The sequence below is a fragment of the Rhizobium yanglingense genome (assembly GCF_977109285.1).
Map to the genome: position 1 here is coordinate 597,496 of NZ_CDSAWY010000005.1, position 19,317 is coordinate 616,812.

Genomic DNA, 19,317 nt, shown 5'->3' on the forward strand with positions numbered 1-19,317 from the left:
GCGATTGAAACCCGGCTTAGCAATGATCCTCTCCCGATCAAGCAGGCCAAGTCCGGCTAAATCACCTGTGGTATCTGTTTCCGCAGCAGTCATGAATAATTCCTCCTGATTAAAGACTTTTCTTGCAATAATTCATGCTTGAGCAGGCGAAACGCCTGTGCCCCCCTCCAGCGTGAAATCGTTATTTATTTCCGGATTGATTCGGCCGGTTCGGGCCTGCGGATCAGAGGTGCGGCTTGAATGACGAGCGCGTTCAAGCGGTTGTCGTCCTTTTCGAGAATTTCAAACAATTGCCGCCGCATGCGCGGCTCCCAGAATTTGTTGATATGCGTCGCAACACCTTGAGCTGCCTCGCTCTCAGGCTGGCTCTTGAAAAAGGTCGCAATTTGGTTGGCCATGTAGACGAGCTTTGAATGCGGATCATGCGACATCGGCAATGCTTTCAGGCAAAATACGGTGCGGGTGGGTGAAAATCTCGAAGTCATCGCCGCGCACAAGCGCAACGAGCGTCATGCCGGCTTGCTCGGCAGTTCGGAGGGCAAGAGCCGTCGGCGCAGAAATCGCGATGAGGACAGAGCTTCCCAGGATCGCGGCTTTCTGCACCATCTCGACCGACAGCCGACTCGCGACGGCTACAGCCCCCTTTGAGCCGGGCGTTCCGGTGCCAATGACAGCCCCACAGAGCTTGTCGAGCGCATTGTGCCTGCCGACATCCTCGCGAACGGCGAGCAAGCCTTTACCGGGAATGTAGAAGCCCGCTCCGTGGACCGCACGTGTTTCCCTGTGAAGCGGCTGAGCGTCATTAAGGAGCGAGACGGCTCGGACGATGTCGCCATGCGTCAGCTTGAGATCCGCTGAGGAAACATCGGGCACCTGACGGACAGCCTGATCGTATCCATTCGATGCCGCAAAGCCCGCAACCAACCGGTCCAGCCATGCTGCGTCGGCGCGCACGCAACGCGTCGGCGACATCGTCTGTCAGCGTTACCTGGACATCGATACCCTGCGGCTGATCGACGATTTCGATTGCGCAGATCTGGCCCGCGTCCTGGATTATGCCTTCCGTCAGGCTGAATCCGATCGCAAAGTCTTCTATGTCCTCCGGCGTCGCCATCATTACCGCATGCGCCGTGCCGCCGTAGGAAAAGGCAACCGGTATCTCCTCCGGCACGACGCGCTCACCCGGCATCACGACCCCGCCCTTTCGGGCGATGCGTTTGACGGAAATGCGCGCCGCCCGCCTTTCCATTATTCGGCCGCCTCCAGCTTGCCGGCAATGCGACGGCTTTGGCGTGCCTGCTCGTCATATTCGGTCTGCCACTCTGAAGGGCCGTTCGATGGCGAGACCTGTACCGCCGTCACCTTGTATTCCGGGCAGTTCGTCGCCCAGTCGGAAAAGTCGGTGGTGATGACGTTTGCCTGCGTATTCGGATGATGGAAGGTCGTGTAGACGACACCGGGTGCAACGCGATCGGTAATCAGCGCCCGCAGTGACGTATCGCCGGAGCGACTGGCAAGCTTCACCCAGTCGCCATCGCGAATTCCGCGCATTTCGGCATCATGCGCATGGATTTCTAGCCGGTCCTCGGCATGCCAGACGACGTTGTCGGTGCGCCGCGTCTGGGCGCCGACATTATACTGGCTGAGGATACGGCCCGTCGTCAGCAGAAGCGGGAAGCGCGGTCCGGTTCGTTCATCGGTCGCGACATATTCCGTCCGGATGAACTTGCCCTTGCCGCGAACAAAGCCGTTCACATGCATGATCGGCGAACCTTGGGGGGACTTTTCGTTGCAGGGCCACTGCACCGATCCCATCTTTTCCAGGTAGTCGTATGAAACCAGCGCGAAGCTCGGTGTCGTTGCCGCGATCTCATCCATGATCTCGGACGGATGCTGGTAATTCCAGCTGAGCCCCATGGCTTGTGCCAGCTTCTGCGTCACCTCCCAATCGCCATAACCGTTGCGGGGCGTCATGACCTTGCGCACGCGGTTGATACGACGTTCGGCATTGGTAAAAGTGCCGTCCTTTTCCAGGAAGGTCGAGCCCGGCAGGAAGACATGGGCGTAGTTCGCCGTCTCGTTCAGGAAGAGATCCTGAACCACGACGCATTCCATTGCAGCAAGACCGGCCGCCACGTGCTTCGTATCCGGATCGGATTGGAGAATGTCCTCGCCTTGGACATACAAACCCTTGAACGTGCCATCCACGGCAGCGTCCAGCATGTTCGGGATGCGAAGTCCGGGTTCGTTGTTGAGTTTGACGCCCCATAGCTTCTCGAAGATATCGCGCGTCGCATCGTCCGAGATATGGCGGTAACCCGGCAGCTCGTGCGGGAAGGAGCCCATGTCGCAGGAGCCCTGCACATTGTTCTGGCCACGCAGCGGGTTAACGCCGACGCCCGGACGGCCGATATTGCCGGTCGCCATCGCCAGGTTTGCGATCGCCATAACGGTCGTGGAACCCTGGCTGTGCTCGGTGACGCCGAGGCCGTAGTAGATCGCCCCGTTTCCGCCGCGCGCATAAAGGCGCGCTGCGCCACGAACGGATTGCGCCGGAACGCCGGTGAACGTCTCGGTCTCTTCCGGGCTGTGATAGGGCTCCGAGACGAAAGCCGCCCAATCTTCGAATTCAGACCAATCGCAGCGCTCGCGAATGAAGGCTTCGTCATAGAGCCCTTCGGTCACGATCACATGCGCCAGCGACGTCATGACGGCGACATTGGTGCCAGGCTTCAGGGGCAGGTGATAGGCAGCCTCGACATGCGGTGTTTTGACGAGATCGATGCGCCGCGGGTCGATGACGATCAGCTTGGCGCCCTGACGCAGCCGTTTTTTCAGTCGCGAGGCAAAGACCGGATGGCCGTCCGTCGGATTGGCGCCAATGACGATGACGACATCCGAATCCTCGACACTGTCGAAATTCTGGGTACCGGCAGAGGTGCCGAAGGCCTGGCCGAGGCCATAACCCGTCGGCGAATGGCAGACGCGAGCGCAGGTATCGACATTATTGTTGCCGAAGCCCGCGCGCACGAGTTTCTGAACGAGGAACGTCTCCTCGTTCGTGCAACGCGACGAGGTTATGCCGCCGATCGAATCGCGGCCATACTGATACTGGATGCGGCGGAATTCCGACGCCACGTGCGCAAAAGCCTCGTCCCAGGTCACTTCACGCCAAGGGTCGGTGACCTTCTCGCGGATCATCGGATTGAGGATCCGGTCCTTATGCGCCGAGTAGCCATAGGCAAAACGCCCCTTGACGCAGGAATGCCCACGGTTGGCCTGGCCGTCCTTCCACGGCACCATGCGCACCAGCTCCTCACCGCGCATCTCCGCCTTGAACGAGCAGCCGACGCCGCAATAAGCACAGGTGGTCACCACCGAATGTTCCGGCTGGCCGATTTGGATGACCGATTTTTCGGTCAGCGTCGCCGTCGGGCAGGCCTGCACGCAGGCACCGCATGAAACGCATTCGGAATCGATGAAGTGCTCGTGCATGCCCGGCGAAACACGCGAGCCGAAACCGCGGCCCTCGATCGTCAGCGCAAAGGTTCCCTGCACTTCCTCGCAGGCACGCACGCAGCGGGAGCAGACAATGCACTTTGACGGATCATAGGTGAAATACGGGTTCGACTCGTCCTTCGGCATCCATTTAAGATTGTTGTCGCCGTTGTTGCGTGCCTTGACGTGATTGTCGCCTTCATAACCGTAGCGAACGTCGCGCAAGCCGACGGCACCTGCCATATCCTGCAACTCGCAATCGCCGTTGGCAGCACAGGTCAGACAGTCGAGCGGGTGATCGGAGATGTAGAGCTCCATCACCCCGCGGCGAATATCCTTGAGGCGTCCGGTTTGCGTATGGACCACCATGCCCGCTGCAACCGGCGTCGTGCAGGATGCGGGCGTCCCATTACGGCCTTCGATCTCCACGAGACAGAGGCGGCAGGAGCCAAAGGCGTCGACCATATCGGTCGAACAAAGCTTCGGCACTTGAATTCCGGCCTCCATCGAGGCGCGCATGACGGACGTACCCTCCGGCACGCTGATCTGACGGCCATCGATGGTCAGCGTCACGCTTGTTTCGGATTTCTAGAGCCGGGGTGCCGTAGTCGATTTCATGAACGAGAGACATGGATCCTTACTCCGCCGCTTCGATGAGGGGTGTTGGCGCGAAATCGTCCGGGAAGTGCGTCATCGCGCTCGTCACCGGATAGGGCGTGAAGCCACCGAGTGCGCAAAGCGAGCCGAATTTCATGGTGTTGCAGAGATCGGCGAGTAATGCCCGGTTCTTCTCCGGCTCGATTCCTTGCGCGATCTTGTCTGCGGTTTCGACGCCGCGCGTGGAGCCGATGCGACAGGGCGTGCACTTGCCGCAGCTTTCGACCGCACAGAATTCCATGGCGAACCGCGCTTGTTTCAGCATGTCCACGGTGTCGTCGAATATGACGATGCCCGCATGGCCGATAAGGCCATCCTTGGCAGCAAAGGCTTCGTAGTCAAAAGGCGTATCGAAGAGTGTCCTCGGGAAATAGGCACCAAGCGGACCGCCGACCTGCACCGCCTTCACCGGCCGGCCCGTTGCCGTCCCGCCGCCGATCCTGTCGACGATGTCGCCGAGTGATAGCCCAAACGCCGTCTCATAAAGACCGCCATGCTTGACGTTCCCGGCGATCTGCAGCGGGATCGTGCCGCGCGACCGGCCCATCCCGAAATCGCGGTAAAAAACAGCCCCTTTGTCCAGGATGACCGGCACGGAGGCCAGCGAGATCACGTTATTGATGACCGTGGGACAGGCAAAGAGTCCCTGGTGCGCCGGCAGCGGCGGTTTGGCGCGAACGACGCCGCGCTTGCCTTCCAGGCTGTTCAGCAGCGACGTTTCCTCGCCGCAGACATAAGCGCCCGCACCGGTCCTGACTTCAATATCGAACGCGCGGCCAGAACTGAGTACCGAAGCGCCGAGAATGCCGGCGCCGCCGGCGATCTCGACCGCTTCCGCCATTGTCGCGATCGCATGGGGATATTCCGAACGGATATAGATGAAGCCCTTCGTCGCACCCGTCGCGAGACCGGCAATTGCCATGCCTTCGATCAGCACGAAAGGATCACCCTCCATGATCATGCGGTCTGCGAAGGTGCCGCTGTCGCCTTCGTCTGCATTGCAGACGATGTATTTCCGCTCGCCCGCGGTATCCAGTACCGTCTTCCATTTGATGCCGGTTGGAAAACCAGCACCGCCGCGGCCGCGAAGACCGGAATCGGTCACCTCCTTGACGACGTCTGCGGGAGCCATGGCCGCCGCGCGGCGAAGGCCGGCAAGGCCGCCATGTGCCTCATAATCTTTCAGAGAAAGCGGATCGATGACGCCGCAGCGGGCGAAGGTCAGGCGGGTCTGTTCCTTGAGGAATGGGAGGCCTTCGACCTCCCCCAGACAGAGCGCATGATCGCCGCCGCTGACCAACCCCGCATCGAAAAGTGCAGCGACATCCTTCACTTTTACCGGCCCGTAGCCGATGCGCTTGCCGGATACCTCGACCTCTACCAGAGGTTCTAGCCAGAACATTCCGCGCGAGCCGTTGCGCACGATCTTCGCATCGATGCCGCGGGCTGCGATCTCCTGGGTAACCGCTTCAGCCACCTTCTCGGCACCGAGCGCTAGCGCTGCGGCGTCGCGCGGAACATAAATCGTCACGCTCATCGCCGCACCTCCGCAACGAGGTCGGCAATTGTCTCATCATCGACCCGCCCATAGAGCTCGCCGTCCAGCATGGCTGCGGGCGCGCAAGCGCAAAGCCCGAGACAGTAAACTGGCTCCAAGGTCACGCTGCCGTCGAGCGCGGTCTGATGGAAATCGACACCGAGCAGTGTCTTCATACGATCGGCGACGGCATCGCCGCCCATCGACTGACAGGCCTCGGCACGACAGAGCTTCAGGACATGGCGGCCGGCAGGATGATCGCGATAATCGTGATAGAACGTCATCACCCCATGCACTTCGGCGCGCGAGAGATTGAGCTCGCTCGCAATAACCGGCAGCGCTTCGTGCGGCACATAGCCGAATTCATCCTGGACTTCGTGAAGGATTGGAAGGAGCGGGCCTTCAAGAGAGCGCAAGGCACCAACAATCGCGCGCGTGCGTTCGGCAATATCGCCATTGGCGACATGAGCATTCATTTCGGCAGGCCTCCCGAGGCTTTGCTGTGTCGCTCACCGCACCGGCCTCCCATGCCGATCCGGTATCTCGAAGGAAGTCTTTCAGGGAAACATCGAGCGATCAATAAAGCTGTTCCGTCGACTGATAGGAAATTTCTATCAGAGACTTTCGCTCTCTGCGAGTATTCTTGCCTCGTGCAGCAACGCAGACACGAGGGGCGTAAAAGGCTCGCGATGTGTGGCGACCAACCCGACCGAATGATGGGCCGCCGGCTCGACAATCGGAATCATGCGTATTTCGGCCGGAAATCCAAAGGATTCAGCCACATTACGCGGCATGATGCTCGCCCAGCGCCCGGTTCTGACATGAGAAAACAGCACGATCATCGAACCGGATTCCAAAGTGGGATGCGCGCTCGCGCCGGCTTCCGCGAGGTGCCGGTTGATGATGCGGCGGTTCTGCATGTCAGCCGTCAATAGGCAAAGCCGAAGGTCGCCCACTTCGCGCCAGGTCACGGTCTCGCGATCGGAAAGCGGACTTCCAGCGGCAGTGATCAGGTGATAGCGCTCGGCATAAAGCGGCACGGTCGTTACACGCCCAAGCGGCTCGTTTTCAAGATAAGTCACCCCGGCGTCGATCTCGAGATTTTCGAGCATGCTCAACACCTGCAGCGAATTGCGCGAAACGATGGAGAAGGTGACGTCCGGGTGCCGCTCCTGAAAAGGCGTCGTAATACGCGGTAGCATCGCCAGAGCTGTCGGAATGGAAGCAAGGCGCAGATGGCCGGAAAGACCTTTGCGCGCCGCGCGCATCTCTTCGCGCATGGTGCGCGTGTCACCGACGATGCGCCTTGCCCATTCGAGGACACGTTGGCCTTCCGGCGTCAGACCCTGGAATCGTGAGCCCCGCTGCACGAGCATGACGCCCAGTTGATCTTCAAGTTGCCGGATTGCAGCCGATAGCGTGGGCTGCGAGATGCCGCACTCCTCGGCAGCACGGCCGAAGTGCTTTTCGTTGGCAAGGGCAATGAAGAATTCAAGTTTGTCGATCATCCGGCCTTCCGCCCGCTTCGGGACAAGCCATCTTTGGCGCTAGCTGCCAATAATCGCAAGGGCAGGAATCAGTCGGGGTCGGTTGCTTCGAACAAGCCGAAGAGAGAATCCAGGAAAATCGTCAGCTTGGCATTGCCGATGCTGTAATAGACCAGCCGGCCTGCCCGGCGCGTGTTGACGAGGCCCTCCATGCGCAGCCGCGCAAGCTGCTGTGAAACCATCGCTTGCTGTATACCGAGCAATCCTTCGATTTGGCTGACCGTCTTTTCCTCCTCGGCGAGGATGCAGAGAATGAGAAGCCGGGTTTGATGCGCCATTGCTTTCAGCAGATCGCTTGCTTCGTGGGCTTTTACAGCAAGCTTCTGCAGTTCCTGGCCGGCTATTCCCGGTTCGGTCTTGGGCAAGGGCATTCTGAATCTCTGCTGGATGCACTTCAGGTAGCCGCAACGATAACATATCCACACGCCGGCATTGTACCCAATTGGCGAAATACCAAAAAAAGTCCAAACAAATCAGCAGATAAGCTGGCCACCATTGATTTCGAGCACTTGGCCCGTGATGTAGCCGGAGAGCGATGGCGCAGCCAGAAAGAGATAGGCGGGCGCGCAATCCTCGGCAGTCCCGAGACGCTGCAGCGGGATGCCCTTGCGGGTCTGCTCCAGCTTTTCCGGCGAGGAATAACGTCCGTGGAAGTCGGTTTCGATCGTGCCCGGCGAGACGCAATTGACCCGGATCGCATCCGGCGCCAGCTCACGTGCGAGCGCTTTAGAATAAGTGGCGACGAAAGCCTTGGAGGCGGAATAGATTGCCGAACCGGGACTGCCGCCGGTCAGCGCCGAGATGGAAACCGTATTGACGATCGCCGCCCCGTGGGCTGCCCGCAACGCCGGCAGCAGCGCACGCGTGAGTTCGACGACAGATGTCTGGTTGAGTCTGACGATCGTGTCGTATTCCCTGTCGGTCAACTCGCCTGCCAAAAACCGGCCGACCATGGTGCCGGCATTGTTGACGAGTGCGTGTACGATGCCGAAAGTATCCAGAGCTTTCGCTGCGAAAGCGGCAGTGCCGTTCGGCGCGAGAAAATCGGCTGCAACGAGAATCGCACGCCGCTCCTGCTCTGCCGTCAGCAGGAAATCCGGCAAGTCCCTTTCGCTCGTGCGGCCAGTATGAACCAGGACGTGCGCGCCGCAATCCAGGAACTGCCGCGCGACTTCGAGGCCGATTCCACGTCCTGCTCCGGTCACCACAACATTGCGATTCTCAAAAAGCTTTGGATGAAACACGCTTGAACCCTCCCGGCTCCGGCCGCCAGTCGCCGATTGCGCAATTTTCGCTTTAACATATGATCCGGCCCAACGAAAGAAAGGGAGCGAAACCATGTTTCTGTCCGGACGGCAGACGGAGATCCTCGATATCGCCAAAGCGGAAGGCCGCGTGCTGGTCGAAGATCTGGCAGCGCGCTTCTCTGTCACGCCGCAGACCATCCGCAAGGATCTGAACGATCTTTGCGATGGGCATGTGCTGACGCGCATTCACGGCGGAGCGATCTTTCCGGGCGGGACGGAGAACGTGAAATACGAGGCGCGCCGCTCGATCGCCGCCAGCGAAAAACTTGCGATCGGCCGCGCGACCGCTGATCTTATTCCCGACAAAGCCTCGCTCTTTATCAACATCGGAACGACGACCGAGGCCGTCGGGGAAGCGCTCGTCGACCACCAGGAATTGATGGTGATCACCAATAACATCAACGTTGCCAGCCGCTTGCGCCTTTTTCCCTCGATCGAAGTCGTCATCGCGGGCGGCGTGGTGCGCCATTCGGATGGCGGCATCGTCGGCGAAGCAGCCGTCGATTTCATCCGGCAGTTCAAAGTCGATTACGCCGTCATCGGCGCTTCGGCGATCGATCCGGACGGTGCGCTTCTCGACTTCGATTTCCGCGAGGTGAAGGTCGCACAGGCAATCATGGCGAATGCGCGCCACGTCGTCCTCGTTGCCGACTCCACCAAGTTCGAGCGCACAGCTCCGGTGCGCATCGGCCATCTGTCACAGGTCCACACCTTCGTCACCGACGACTGCAATGTCGAATCCCTTCAGGAAGGTCTGCGCGGAAAGCGGCATCAACTTGATCGAAACCTCGGAAAAGGCATTGTCGTAGAGCGTTCGTTTGACATTCGCTTTTCTTCGTTCTAGCGCTAATTGTTTCGTTTGATAGCCTGAGACTTGGAGAGCAATCAGTGTAATCAGCTACGGCTGGCGGCGACGAGGGCATGCGCTGCATCACGGAGCAATCCAGTTGCCTCGCCGGGTTCAAACAGCTGCATGCTGACAAACGCGCCGTTGATCAGAACCGCCAGTTGGCCGGCGAGCCGATCGGGCGCGGCAACCGCCAGCCTCTCGGCGATGGTCTTCAGACGCCGCCGCATCTCGCGCATGTGGCCTTCGGCGACCTTGCGGGCGGGGTGATCCGCTTCGGGGAACTCCGCCGCGGTATTGATCTGCGGGCAGCCCCGGTAATTTTCCCGCCCGACCCGTTCGCCGATCCACTCAAAATGGGCATCAAGCTCGGCCCAGGCATCGTCCGGATGCCGTTCCCTCACTCGATCCCAGGTGCTCCAAAAGTCCAGGTCCTCGCGCTTGAGGAAGGCCGCGATGAGGTCGTCCTTCGTGCCGAAATGGCGATAGAGGCTGGTTTTGGCCACGCTGGACTTTTCGACCACGAGGTCGACGCCGACGGCGCGCACGCCGCGCCGGTAAAAGAGTTCCGACGCCGTCTCGAGAATCCTGTCCCGCACCTCGTTGCTGCCTGAGGAAGGGGAGTTCGTTTGTGCTTTTCGTCATTCGTGCACCTCCAATTCCGCGACCATAACAGCAAACGGATTGACACGCTACAGACCTGTATGTTTCAAGTGGAGTACAGACAGGTCTGTAGCGAAGGAGAGAGCAATGACCATCGATAAAACCGACATCGCGAAGACAACCCAATCCGTCGCGGTCTTGGGAGCGAACGGCCATACCGGTCGTTTTGTTGTGACCGAGCTGTTGCGGCGCGGTCTGAAACCGATCGCCATCGGACGGAATGCCGAGAGGCTGGCGGCTGGCCGGGCTTTCCGGAGCGCGGCATCCAATGCCGTCGAAGCAGTTGATCGAGGATGATGCAGGCGTTAGACAGGGCGCTCGCCGGCGCGGCGGCGGTTATCAACTGCGCGGGCCCGTTCATGGATACGGCCGACGCGGTCGGCGCGCGCCGCGTTGCGGGCGGGGATTCATTATCTCGACGTGACGGCAGAGCAGCCGAGCGTACAAGCCACGTTCGAGCGCCACGAGGTCGCAGCCCAAAAAGCAGGCGTGAGCCATCATCCCGGCCATGGGCTTCTATGGCGGCCTGGCCGACCTGCTCGTGGCGGCCGTCATGGACGGAGTGGAAGCACGCCGACACTATCGAAATTCGAGTTGCGCTCGACAGCTGGCTGCCGACGAGAGGCACGCGTGTGACCGGAGAAAAAAACACCGCGCGGCGCCTGGCCGTTAGCGGCGGGCAGTCTGGAGCCGGTGCATCAACCGCCTGCGGAAAGGGTGTCGATCCTACCGGCCCCGTTCGGCCGGCAGACGTTTGTCGAGCTTCCCTTTTCGGAGGTGCCGCTGATAGCCCGTCACGTCCGGACGAAGGAGCTGCACACCTTTCTCAGCACAATCGCCCTGCGGGATGTTCGTGATCCATCGACGCCTCCGCCGCAAGCGGTCGACGAAACCGGGCGTTCGGCGCAGCGCTTCGCGGTAGAGGTGATCGTCGCGCAGGGTGACGTGCGCCGCCGGATCGTCGCGCAGGGGCAGGACATCTACGCCGTCTCGGCGCCGATTATCTGCGAAGCGGTCCAGCGTATCCTGTCGAGGGATATCCGCGATGTCGGCGCAAAGCCGCCGGCGGCCATTTTCAATGCCGCCAGCTTCCTGCAGGCGCTCGGCCCGGATCTGTCGGTCGAGATATCGAAAACTTAGTTCGGAAACCTCAGATTTTCAGAAAGTCCCTCACAATGGCGTGGGGGACTTTAATTCTCCCGCGTATCCGCAGCTTCGGGCCGACGGGGCCTTAAGGTAGTAAATCGCCCGCTCCCGCAAACGACCCCGAAATGGGTCGTCACCGCTCAGGACATCCTGCGGCGACGGACCAAGAACGGGCTATATCTGCAAATGGATGAAGCCGCTGCCCTGGACAGCTACATACGGGCGATTGCAGCGGCCGCCGTAAGGCTCCTCCAGCAGGCGCGCGCCGGTTCCCTCTTTCCCGAGCTTGTCGCCGGGATTTCGCAACGGGCAGCTTTCGATCGACAGGCAACCACAGCCGATGCAACCGGTCAGACGATCGCGAAGCAACGTCAGTCGCTTGATCCGCGAATCCAGATCGTCCTTCCACCCCTGCGAGAGCTTCTGCCAGTCACCGGCAGTTGGGGTGCGCCCCTGCGGCAGCGTATCGAAGGCCGCCTGAATTTCAGCCAGCGGTATGCCGACCCTCTGCGCCACCTTGATGATGCCGAGACGGCGCAGAACATCGCGCCCGTAACGCCGCTGGTTTCCGCGCGACCGCATGCTCGAAATCAGGCCTTTCGCCTCGTAGAAATGCAGCGCCGAGACTGCCAGTCCGCTACGTTCTGCCACTTCGCCTACAGTCAGAAGCTTGCTGAAATTGGTCGGTGAACTTGTTTCCATATTGACCTCAAGATTGGTTGAGGTTTTATAAGCCAAGCTCCTTGCAGCGTAAAGAAGGGGCAATATATGCAAACCGCTATCAGAATCGGCGTCATTATACGGAAGCATACGTGAGGGCCGGATATGCGACCGGGTGGTGAAATGGCTGACCCGGCAGCTCACGCTCTACCCGCTGATCGACCTCGATATCATCGATCCGCTCGACTTCGATCTGCCTGCCCGGCATGATAGCGATCATCCGGAAATAGAGCGTCTCGCCTCTCGCCTGAATGCGGCAGATGCCTTCATCGTCGTCACGCCGGAATATAATCACAGCTTCACAGCGGCACTCAAATTCGTGCTCGATTCGTTCAACGAACCCTGGCACGGCAAACCTGTCGCCTTCGTATCCTATGGAGGCATCTCGGGCGGTCTGCGTGCTGTCGAACAGCTGCGGCTTGTCTTCGCCGAACTCCATGCCGTCACCATACGGGACACAGTGAGCATTGCGGCACCTTGGAGCCGTTTCGATGAAGACGGCAACCTCGAGCGGCCCGAAGACGCGCTCAAGCTTCTCGCCCGGATGATGGCAAGGCTGCAATGGTGGGCGCATGCATTGTCCGCCGCGCGCGCCGAGCGACCTTATCGAAACATCGCCGCCTGAAACCTACGCCTGTTTCCGTTTCCGGCAGGTACGGAAACCCCGGCGAGCACCCGGGCTGGCCTATGTCCGGGTGTTCGCCCGGTGCATATGTTAGCATTCGCGCCCGATGGCCAGCGAAGATGGATCGCGCGCCCGTTTCAGGCCCGGCCGCCCAAAGCAGCGCCCTTGTCCTACGCGCCATCATGTCCTAGGCCTGAGGAAAAGCAGACAGGCGAGGCACGAATGGAGAGAGATCGGAGGCTAGCGGGTGCCGATGCCATGCGTGCGGCGGCGTGCCTGCTCGTGCTCATTCATCATCTTGTCCTGCGCATCGACATCAATCAGGTGGATCCCGCCGCGCAATCGGCCTTGGTCATTGCCCGCTTCGGCAATTTCGGCGTGTCGATCTTCTTTGTTCTAAGCGGCTACCTGCTTGCGCGACCCTTCTGGCGAGCTCTCGATGAGCACCGCCCATTGCCGGGTCTGAAAACTTACGCCATACATCGTGCGGCACGCCTCCTGCCTGGCTACTGGGTGGCGCTGACCGCAGGCTTCGTTTTGAGCATCACGCTGCTCGGAGATCCACCAACGGCCGAGCTCGGCATGCGTTATGCCGCAGGCTTCCTTTTGATGAGCCAGTGGCATTGGCGCACCTTGTTTCCGGTCGAAGGGAACGGGCCGCTTTGGTCGATTCCATTCGAAGCGACCTGTTATGTATTGCTGCCGGCGTTCATGTTCACTCTTCATCACTTCAGCCGCCCGCTGCCGCGCTTTTCTACGCGTCTCGTTTGGCTTGGCGCCATAGCGACCGCTCTTGCCTTGCACTGGTTAATCGTCAACGCCTTGCAGCCGGACCACGTGCAGCGCGGCTGGCAGTTCGGCATGGCGGGCGGTGCGAAGGAATGGATGCCGCGTTACAATCCGATCGGCTTCTTTGCGATTTTCGCGATCGGTATCCTTGCTTCGGGCGTCGAGACAATCCTGCCGAAGCGAAGGGTAGCTCTCTTCGATGTCCTCGCCTGTATCGCCATAGCCGGTAGCGCCGCTGCTCTCGTCTCGTCCGCGGGCGGGCCTTGGGAGGCCTATGGCTGGCTCGGAATTCCTTATTGCTTTCCGCTCTTTCCGATCGCTATTGCAGTGGCGCTTGTCTCGCTGTCGCGCTCGCTATGGCTTGGGAACTGTCTTGATAGTCGAGCGGTCCGCTTCACCGCGAAAATCTCGTTCGGCATCTATATCTGGCAGGATCCGGTCATTTCAGCCGTGAAGGCGCAATTTCCTTCCGCCTTCGGCCCAATCAGCGACGATCTCCTCTACGGCTGGCTGCTCTGGTCGCTCCTCGCAGCAGCCCTTGTGTTCGTCATCGCAAGCCTCAGCTATATTTTCATAGAACGGCCGGTGCTACTGAGAGCCCATGCCGTTCCACGTTGAGCCGGCAAAACAAAAAGCGGCCCGCTGAGGCCGCTTTAGGTCATTTCGTTTCAATCCCGATCAGTCCGGCTGGACGATGCCGTGCAGATGCGTCAGTTCCATGATGAAATGCTCGAGCTTGGACTTGTGCTCGTGATGCAGGGCATCCTCAAGCTCCTTTTTCGCAGCCTCGATACGACGGGTCAACTCGTCCTTGCTCAGGTCCTCGACCGCGACAGCGGATTCTGCAAGCAGCGTGCAACCGGTCGGCAGGATGTCGGCGAAGCCGCCGAAAACAACGTAGTCCTGCTTGGAGCCGCCGCTGGAGCGGACGCTGACGATGCCCGGCTTGATGGTCGTCATCGTCGGGGCGTGGTGCGCCATGACGGTCATCTCGCCCTCGGTTGCCGGAATGACAACTTCCGTCACCATCTCCGACAGGAGCAGGCGCTCCGGAGATACGAGTTCAAAATTGAAATTGTCAGCCATCAGTGACTCACCTTCTCGGCTATGGCCTTTGCATCTTGCAGTTTGGTCCCGCAGAACGGGCAGTGCATTATCGCCTGATCGAGATATCCCAGACCTTCCTCGGTCTGGACCAAACCCACTACCATCATCAGCACGCCGTTATCTGCTCTGTAAACGGTCGGTGCCGCCGGGGCGGGAAGTCCTGCCACGACTTCCTTCAAGGAGTCGCAGCAGAAAATCTCGTCACGAGCTTCGTTCATCAAGCAGCTGCGGAGAGCTTCTTGGCCTTCTCGATGGCTTCGTCCATCGAGCCGACCATGTAGAAGGCAGCTTCCGGCAGGTGGTCGTATTCGCCGTTGACGAGACCCTTGAAGCCCTTGATCGTGTCTTCGAGCGCAACCAGCTTGCCCGGCGAACCGGTGAAGACTTCGGCAACGAAGAACGGCTGCGACAGAAAACGCTCGATCTTGCGGGCACGGGCGACGGCGAGCTTGTCCTCTTCGGACAGTTCGTCCATGCCAAGGATGGCGATGATATCCTGCAGGGCCTTGTAGCGCTGCAGCGTCGACTGAACCTTGCGAGCAACTTCATAGTGCTCTTCGCCGACGACCATCGGGTCGAGCATGCGCGAGGTGGAGTCGAGCGGGTCGACGGCCGGGTAGATACCCTTTTCGGCAATCGAGCGCGATAGAACGGTCGTCGCGTCAAGATGGGCGAACGAAGTTGCCGGAGCAGGGTCGGTCAAGTCGTCGGCCGGAACGTAGATTGCCTGAACCGAGGTAATCGAGCCGGTCGTCGTCGTCGTGATGCGTTCCTGCATCTGGCCCATGTCGGTTGCGAGCGTCGGCTGATAACCGACGGCCGAAGGAATACGGCCAAGCAGAGCCGACACTTCCGAACCTGCCTGCGTGAAGCGGAAGATGTTGTCGACGAAGAACAGAACGTCCTGGCCCTGGTCGCGGAAGTTTTCGGCAACCGTCAGACCGGTCAGAGCGACGCGAGCGCGAGCGCCCGGCGGTTCGTTCATCTGGCCGTAAACGAGGGCTGCCTTCGAGCCTTCACCGCCGCCATGCTTGTTGACACCCGATTCGATCATTTCGTGATAGAGGTCGTTGCCTTCGCGCGTGCGCTCACCAACACCTGCAAACACCGAGTAACCACCGTGCGCCTTGGCAACGTTGTTGATCAGTTCCATGATGAGAACCGTCTTGCCGACGCCTGCGCCGCCGAAGAGGCCGATCTTGCCGCCCTTGGCGTAAGGAGCCAGAAGATCGACGACCTTGATGCCGGTGACGAGGATCTGTGCTTCCGTCGACTGCTCGACGTAAGACGGTGCATCCTGGTGGATCGCACGCTTGGAAGCGGTAACCAGCGGACCGGCTTCATCAACCGGCTCGCCGATGACGTTCATGATGCGGCCGAGCGTTTCCGGGCCGACCGGAACCGAAATCGGAGCGCCGGTGTCCACGACTTCCTGGCCGCGGACCAGGCCTTCGGACGAGTCCATGGCGATCGTGCGGACTTCGTTTTCACCGAGATGCTGCGCGACTTCCAGAACCAGGCGGTTGCCCATGTTGGTGGTTTCGAGCGCGTTCAAAATCGCCGGCAGTTCGCCTTCGAAAGCAACGTCGACGACGGCGCCGATAACCTGTGTGACCCTGCCGACAGAGCCTGTGGCGGTCTTCTTAGCAGCGGTCTTCGCTGCCGCCCTCGGGGTAGCTGCCCTAGCCATTTTCATACCCTCTTTCTCTAACCTCAGAGCGCTTCCGCGCCCGAAATGATTTCAATGAGTTCCTTGGTGATCTGAGCCTGACGCTGCCGGTTGTAGCTGAGCGTCAGCTTGTTGATCATCTCACCAGCGTTGCGCGTCGCACTGTCCATCGCGCTCATCTTCGCGCCCATTTCGCCGGCGACGTTCTCGAGGAGCGCGCGGAAAATCTGGACCGAAATGTTGCGCGGGATCAGATCGTTCAGGATCGATGCCGGATCCGGCTCGTACTCATAGACGGCACCTGCATGCACAACGTCTTCAGCAACAGCTTCCGGAGCAGAAGCCGGGATGAGTTGCTGAGCCGTCGGCACCTGCGAGATGACCGACTTGAACTCCGAGTAGAACAGCGTGCAAACGTCGAATTCGCCGGCTTCGAACATCTCGATAACGCGCCTGCCGATCTGGTCGGCATTCTCGAAGCCGATGCGCTTCACGTCGCGAAGCTCCTTGCGCTCGACGATAAGCGAAGCAAATTCGCGACGAAGAACGTCGTAGCCCTTCTTGCCGACGGTGAAGATCTTGACGGTCTTGCCTTCGGCGATGAGCCTGCGGGCATGGTCGCGGGCAAAGCGCGCGATCTGTGAATTGAAGCCGCCGCATAGGCCGCGCTCGGCGGTGCAGACAACGAGCAGGTGAACCTGATCTTTGCCCGTACCCGTCATGAGCACTGGTGCGCTATCGGCATCCGTCATCGCTTTGGAGATGTTCGAAAGAACAGCCGCCATGCGCTCCGAATAGGGCCGGGCGGCCTCGGCCGCCTCCTGCGCACGCCGAAGCTTCGCCGCGGCGACCATTTTCATCGCCTTGGTGATCTTCTGCGTCGCCTTGACGGAGGCGATCCGGTTTTTCAGATCCTTAAGTGAAGGCATCCGTTTTCCGTTCCCTAATTACGGTGCGATCAGGCGAAAGACTTCGCGAAGGTATCGAGAGTAGCCACAAGCTTACCCTTGGTATCGTCGCTGATTGCCTTTTCGGTGCGGATCGTGTCGAGGATGGCCGAGCCTTCCGAGCGCAGGTACGAGAGCAATCCCTGCTCGAACTTGCCGATCTGAGCGACAGCGATCTTGTCCAGGTAGCCGTTGACGCCTGCGAAGATGACCGCGACCTGCTCTTCCACTTTCAGCGGCGAGAACTGCGGCTGCTTCAGAAGTTCGGTCAGGCGGGCACCGCGGTTCAGCAGGCGCTGCGTCGCAGCGTCAAGGTCCGAACCGAACTGGGCGAAGGCGGCCATTTCGCGATACTGGGCGAGCTCACCCTTGATCGAGCCCGCAACCTGCTTCATCGCTTTGATCTGGGCGGCCGAGCCGACGCGCGAAACCGACAGACCGACGTTAACCGCCGGACGGATGCCCTGATAGAATAGGTCGGTTTCGAGGAAGATCTGGCCGTCAGTGATCGAGATCACGTTGGTCGGAATGAACGCCGAAACGTCGTTGCCCTGCGTTTCGATGACCGGCAGAGCCGTCAGCGAACCGGCGCCCATTGCGTCGCTCATCTTTGCAGCGCGCTCGAGGAGACGCGAATGGAGGTAGAAGACGTCGCCCGGATAGGCTTCGCGGCCCGGCGGGCGGCGCAGCAGCAGCGACATCTGACGGTAGGAAACAGCCTGCTTGGACAGGTCGTCGTAACCGATCAGCGCATGCTGGCCGTTGTCGCGGAAATATTCGCCCATGGCGCAGCCGGCGAACGGAGCCAGGAACTGCATCGGAGCGGGATCGGAAGCCGTCGCAGCAACGATGATCGAATACTTCAGGGCGCCACGTTCTTCGAGAACCTTGACGAACTGGGCAACCGTGGAGCGCTTCTGGCCGACGGCGACGTAGACGCAGAAAAGCTTTTCAGCTTCCGGACCGGAGTCGTGAATGGCCTTCTGGTTCAGGATCGTATCGAGAAGGATCGCGGTCTTGCCGGTCTGGCGGTCGCCGATGACAAGCTCACGCTGGCCGCGGCCGACGGGGATCAGAGCATCGATAGCCTTGAGGCCGGTCGACATCGGCTCATGAACCGACTTGCGCGGAATGATGCCGGGAGCCTTGACGTCGACACGCGCACGGCGCGTCGCGTTGATCGGGCCCTTGCCGTCGATCGGATTGCCGAGAGCGTCAACGACCCGGCCGAGCAGTTCCGGCCCAACCGGAACGTCAACGATGGCGCCGGTCCGCTTGACGGTGTGGCCTTCCTTGATGTCGCGGTCGGAGCCGAAGATAACGACACCGACGTTATCGGACTCGAGGTTCAGCGCCATGCCGCGGATGCCGCCGGGGAACTCGACCATTTCACCCGCCTGAACGTTGTCCAGACCGTAAACGCGAGCAATACCGTCACCGACAGAAAGCACCTGGCCGACTTCCGAGACTTCCGCCTCTTTGCCGAAATTTTTAATTTGATCTTTGAGAATTGCGGAAATTTCCGCGGCGCGGATATCCATCAGCCAACCTCTTTCAATGCAAGCTTGAGGGTAGAAAGTTTGGTACGAAGCGACGTATCAATCTCTGACGGGACCCGACCTTCACGATCAGACCACCAAGAATTGACGGATCAACCGTGTACGGCAATCGTCACGTCTTTGCCGGTGACGCCCTTCAGCGCCGCCTTCAATTCGGTTTCCTGCGCTGCGGTCAGCGCATGGGCCGAGGTGACCTCGGCAGAAATTTCGCCACGCTGGCGAGCAGCAATGATGCGGAAGGCCTTGATGATGCCCGGGAGGGCAAAGAGGCGGCGGTTACGCGCCACAACCTTCAGGAAATTGGCAAAGAAGCCGCTGATGCCTGCCTTCTCGCTGATTGCAGCGACCGCCTTGAGCTGATCGCCTGCGGAGAATACCGGGCTTGCAACGAAGCGCCTCAGGTCGTCGCTCTCGTCCAGCATCGCCTGGAAACGATTGAGATCTGTAGTGACGCTCTCGACGGCGCCTTCTTCAAGAGCCAGTTCGAACAGCGAGGACGCATATCGTTCTGCAACACCAGAAGCAAGCTGGGACGTGTCTGCCACGGGCACAAATTTCCCTGATTTCAACCCAAGAATCCGGCCTTTGGCGGGCGCCTGACCTATGTTCTTGAATTCGTATTGATTTCCCCCAGAAATCGCAAGAGAAGCCTCTTGCTTCTTCCGAAATTCGGGGTCCGTCTAACGTAGGATACGTCGG

Annotated in this window: 17 protein-coding genes and 4 pseudogenes; 5 read left to right on the plus strand and 16 right to left on the minus strand. The window is 60.1% G+C overall.

The window, feature by feature from the left end; translation table 11 throughout:
* Positions 1–185 precede the first annotated feature (185 nt).
* The 8 genes and pseudogenes from ACW4PC_RS12525 to ACW4PC_RS12560 form a co-directional block, all read right to left on the minus strand.
* Positions 186–431: a formate dehydrogenase subunit delta gene (locus ACW4PC_RS12525; protein ID WP_039846328.1), complete on the minus strand. Its 246-nt coding sequence runs from the start codon at positions 429–431 to the stop codon at positions 186–188.
* Positions 421–1,189: pseudogene (gene fdhD / locus ACW4PC_RS12530) on the minus strand (formate dehydrogenase accessory sulfurtransferase FdhD). The gene ACW4PC_RS12525 and the pseudogene fdhD overlap by 11 nt, the downstream one beginning before the upstream one ends.
* Before the next feature lie 59 nt (positions 1,190–1,248).
* Positions 1,249–4,129, minus strand: a pseudogene (fdhF, locus tag ACW4PC_RS12535) (formate dehydrogenase subunit alpha).
* A 6-nt stretch (positions 4,130–4,135) separates the two neighbouring features.
* A complete protein-coding gene (locus ACW4PC_RS12540; RefSeq protein WP_455874017.1) occupies positions 4,136–5,692 on the minus strand; it encodes a formate dehydrogenase beta subunit in 1,557 nt (518 codons plus the stop codon).
* Complete coding sequence (locus ACW4PC_RS12545; RefSeq protein ID WP_368358832.1) at positions 5,689–6,168, minus strand: formate dehydrogenase subunit gamma; 480 nt, start codon at positions 6,166–6,168, stop codon at positions 5,689–5,691. The genes ACW4PC_RS12540 and ACW4PC_RS12545 overlap by 4 nt, the downstream gene beginning before the upstream one ends.
* A gap of 138 nt (positions 6,169–6,306) precedes the next feature.
* On the minus strand, positions 6,307–7,200 hold the full coding sequence (locus tag ACW4PC_RS12550; RefSeq protein WP_039846333.1) for a LysR family transcriptional regulator: 894 nt from the start codon (positions 7,198–7,200) through the stop codon (positions 6,307–6,309).
* Between the two features lie 68 nt (positions 7,201–7,268).
* Positions 7,269–7,610 (minus strand): ArsR/SmtB family transcription factor, encoded by a 342-nt coding sequence (locus ACW4PC_RS12555; protein WP_455874018.1) that lies wholly within the window; start codon positions 7,608–7,610, stop codon positions 7,269–7,271.
* A 102-nt stretch (positions 7,611–7,712) separates the two neighbouring features.
* Positions 7,713–8,483: an SDR family NAD(P)-dependent oxidoreductase gene (locus tag ACW4PC_RS12560; protein ID WP_455874019.1), complete on the minus strand. Its 771-nt coding sequence runs from the start codon at positions 8,481–8,483 to the stop codon at positions 7,713–7,715.
* 94 nt (positions 8,484–8,577) lie between these two features.
* On the opposite strand from ACW4PC_RS12560, the pseudogene ACW4PC_RS12565 reads away from it, so the two are divergent.
* Positions 8,578–9,355 (plus strand): annotated as a pseudogene (locus ACW4PC_RS12565) (DeoR/GlpR family DNA-binding transcription regulator).
* A gap of 85 nt (positions 9,356–9,440) precedes the next feature.
* On the opposite strand, the gene ACW4PC_RS12570 reads toward ACW4PC_RS12565, so the two are convergent.
* Complete coding sequence (locus tag ACW4PC_RS12570) at positions 9,441–9,992, minus strand: TetR/AcrR family transcriptional regulator (RefSeq protein WP_455874020.1); 552 nt, start codon at positions 9,990–9,992, stop codon at positions 9,441–9,443.
* 151 nt (positions 9,993–10,143) lie between these two features.
* Here ACW4PC_RS12570 and ACW4PC_RS12575 point away from each other — a divergent pair, with 151 nt between their 5' ends.
* Positions 10,144–10,353 carry a hypothetical protein gene (locus ACW4PC_RS12575; protein WP_455874021.1) on the plus strand — a complete coding sequence of 70 codons (210 nt, stop codon included), beginning with the start codon at positions 10,144–10,146 and terminating at the stop codon, positions 10,351–10,353.
* Positions 10,354–10,749: 396 nt separating this feature from the next.
* Positions 10,750–11,196: a hypothetical protein gene (locus ACW4PC_RS12580; protein ID WP_455874022.1), complete on the plus strand. Its 447-nt coding sequence runs from the start codon at positions 10,750–10,752 to the stop codon at positions 11,194–11,196.
* Positions 11,197–11,376: 180 nt separating this feature from the next.
* Here ACW4PC_RS12580 and soxR read toward each other — a convergent pair whose 3' ends face one another.
* On the minus strand, positions 11,377–11,904 hold the full coding sequence (gene soxR / locus ACW4PC_RS12585) for a redox-sensitive transcriptional activator SoxR (protein WP_455874999.1): 528 nt from the start codon (positions 11,902–11,904) through the stop codon (positions 11,377–11,379).
* A 133-nt stretch (positions 11,905–12,037) separates the two neighbouring features.
* Between soxR and ACW4PC_RS12590 the strand changes: the two genes are divergently transcribed.
* Together ACW4PC_RS12590 and ACW4PC_RS12595 are read left to right on the plus strand one after the other, a co-directional pair.
* Positions 12,038–12,547, plus strand: a complete 510-nt coding sequence (locus ACW4PC_RS12590) for an NADPH-dependent FMN reductase (protein ID WP_455874023.1) — start codon at positions 12,038–12,040, stop codon at positions 12,545–12,547.
* A 222-nt stretch (positions 12,548–12,769) separates the two neighbouring features.
* Complete coding sequence (locus tag ACW4PC_RS12595) at positions 12,770–13,954, plus strand: acyltransferase family protein (protein WP_455874024.1); 1,185 nt, start codon at positions 12,770–12,772, stop codon at positions 13,952–13,954.
* 60 nt (positions 13,955–14,014) lie between these two features.
* On the opposite strand, the gene ACW4PC_RS12600 is transcribed toward ACW4PC_RS12595, so the two are convergent.
* The 6 genes and pseudogenes from ACW4PC_RS12600 to ACW4PC_RS12625 all read right to left on the minus strand — a co-directional run bounded on the left by ACW4PC_RS12600 (position 14,015) and on the right by ACW4PC_RS12625 (position 19,169).
* The gene (locus tag ACW4PC_RS12600) at positions 14,015–14,422 is read right to left on the minus strand and encodes a F0F1 ATP synthase subunit epsilon (RefSeq protein ID WP_455874025.1); all 408 of its coding nucleotides are present in this window, start codon (positions 14,420–14,422) and stop codon (positions 14,015–14,017) included.
* Positions 14,422–14,661, minus strand: a complete 240-nt coding sequence (locus ACW4PC_RS12605; RefSeq protein ID WP_039846341.1) for a hypothetical protein — start codon at positions 14,659–14,661, stop codon at positions 14,422–14,424. The genes ACW4PC_RS12600 and ACW4PC_RS12605 overlap by 1 nt, the downstream gene beginning before the upstream one ends.
* Entirely contained in the window at positions 14,661–16,133 is a 1,473-nt protein-coding gene (gene atpD / locus ACW4PC_RS12610; RefSeq protein WP_039847025.1) for a F0F1 ATP synthase subunit beta, read from the minus strand. Before atpD ends, ACW4PC_RS12605 begins: the two co-directional genes overlap by 1 nt.
* A 23-nt stretch (positions 16,134–16,156) precedes the next feature.
* Positions 16,157–17,041 carry a F0F1 ATP synthase subunit gamma gene (locus tag ACW4PC_RS12615; protein WP_455874026.1) on the minus strand — a complete coding sequence of 295 codons (885 nt, stop codon included), beginning with the start codon at positions 17,039–17,041 and terminating at the stop codon, positions 16,157–16,159.
* A gap of 29 nt (positions 17,042–17,070) precedes the next feature.
* Positions 17,071–18,600, minus strand: a complete 1,530-nt coding sequence (gene atpA / locus ACW4PC_RS12620) for a F0F1 ATP synthase subunit alpha (protein ID WP_455874027.1) — start codon at positions 18,598–18,600, stop codon at positions 17,071–17,073.
* Positions 18,600–19,169: pseudogene (locus tag ACW4PC_RS12625) on the minus strand (F0F1 ATP synthase subunit delta). The gene atpA and the pseudogene ACW4PC_RS12625 overlap by 1 nt, the downstream one beginning before the upstream one ends.
* Between the last annotated feature and the right edge of the window lie 148 nt (positions 19,170–19,317).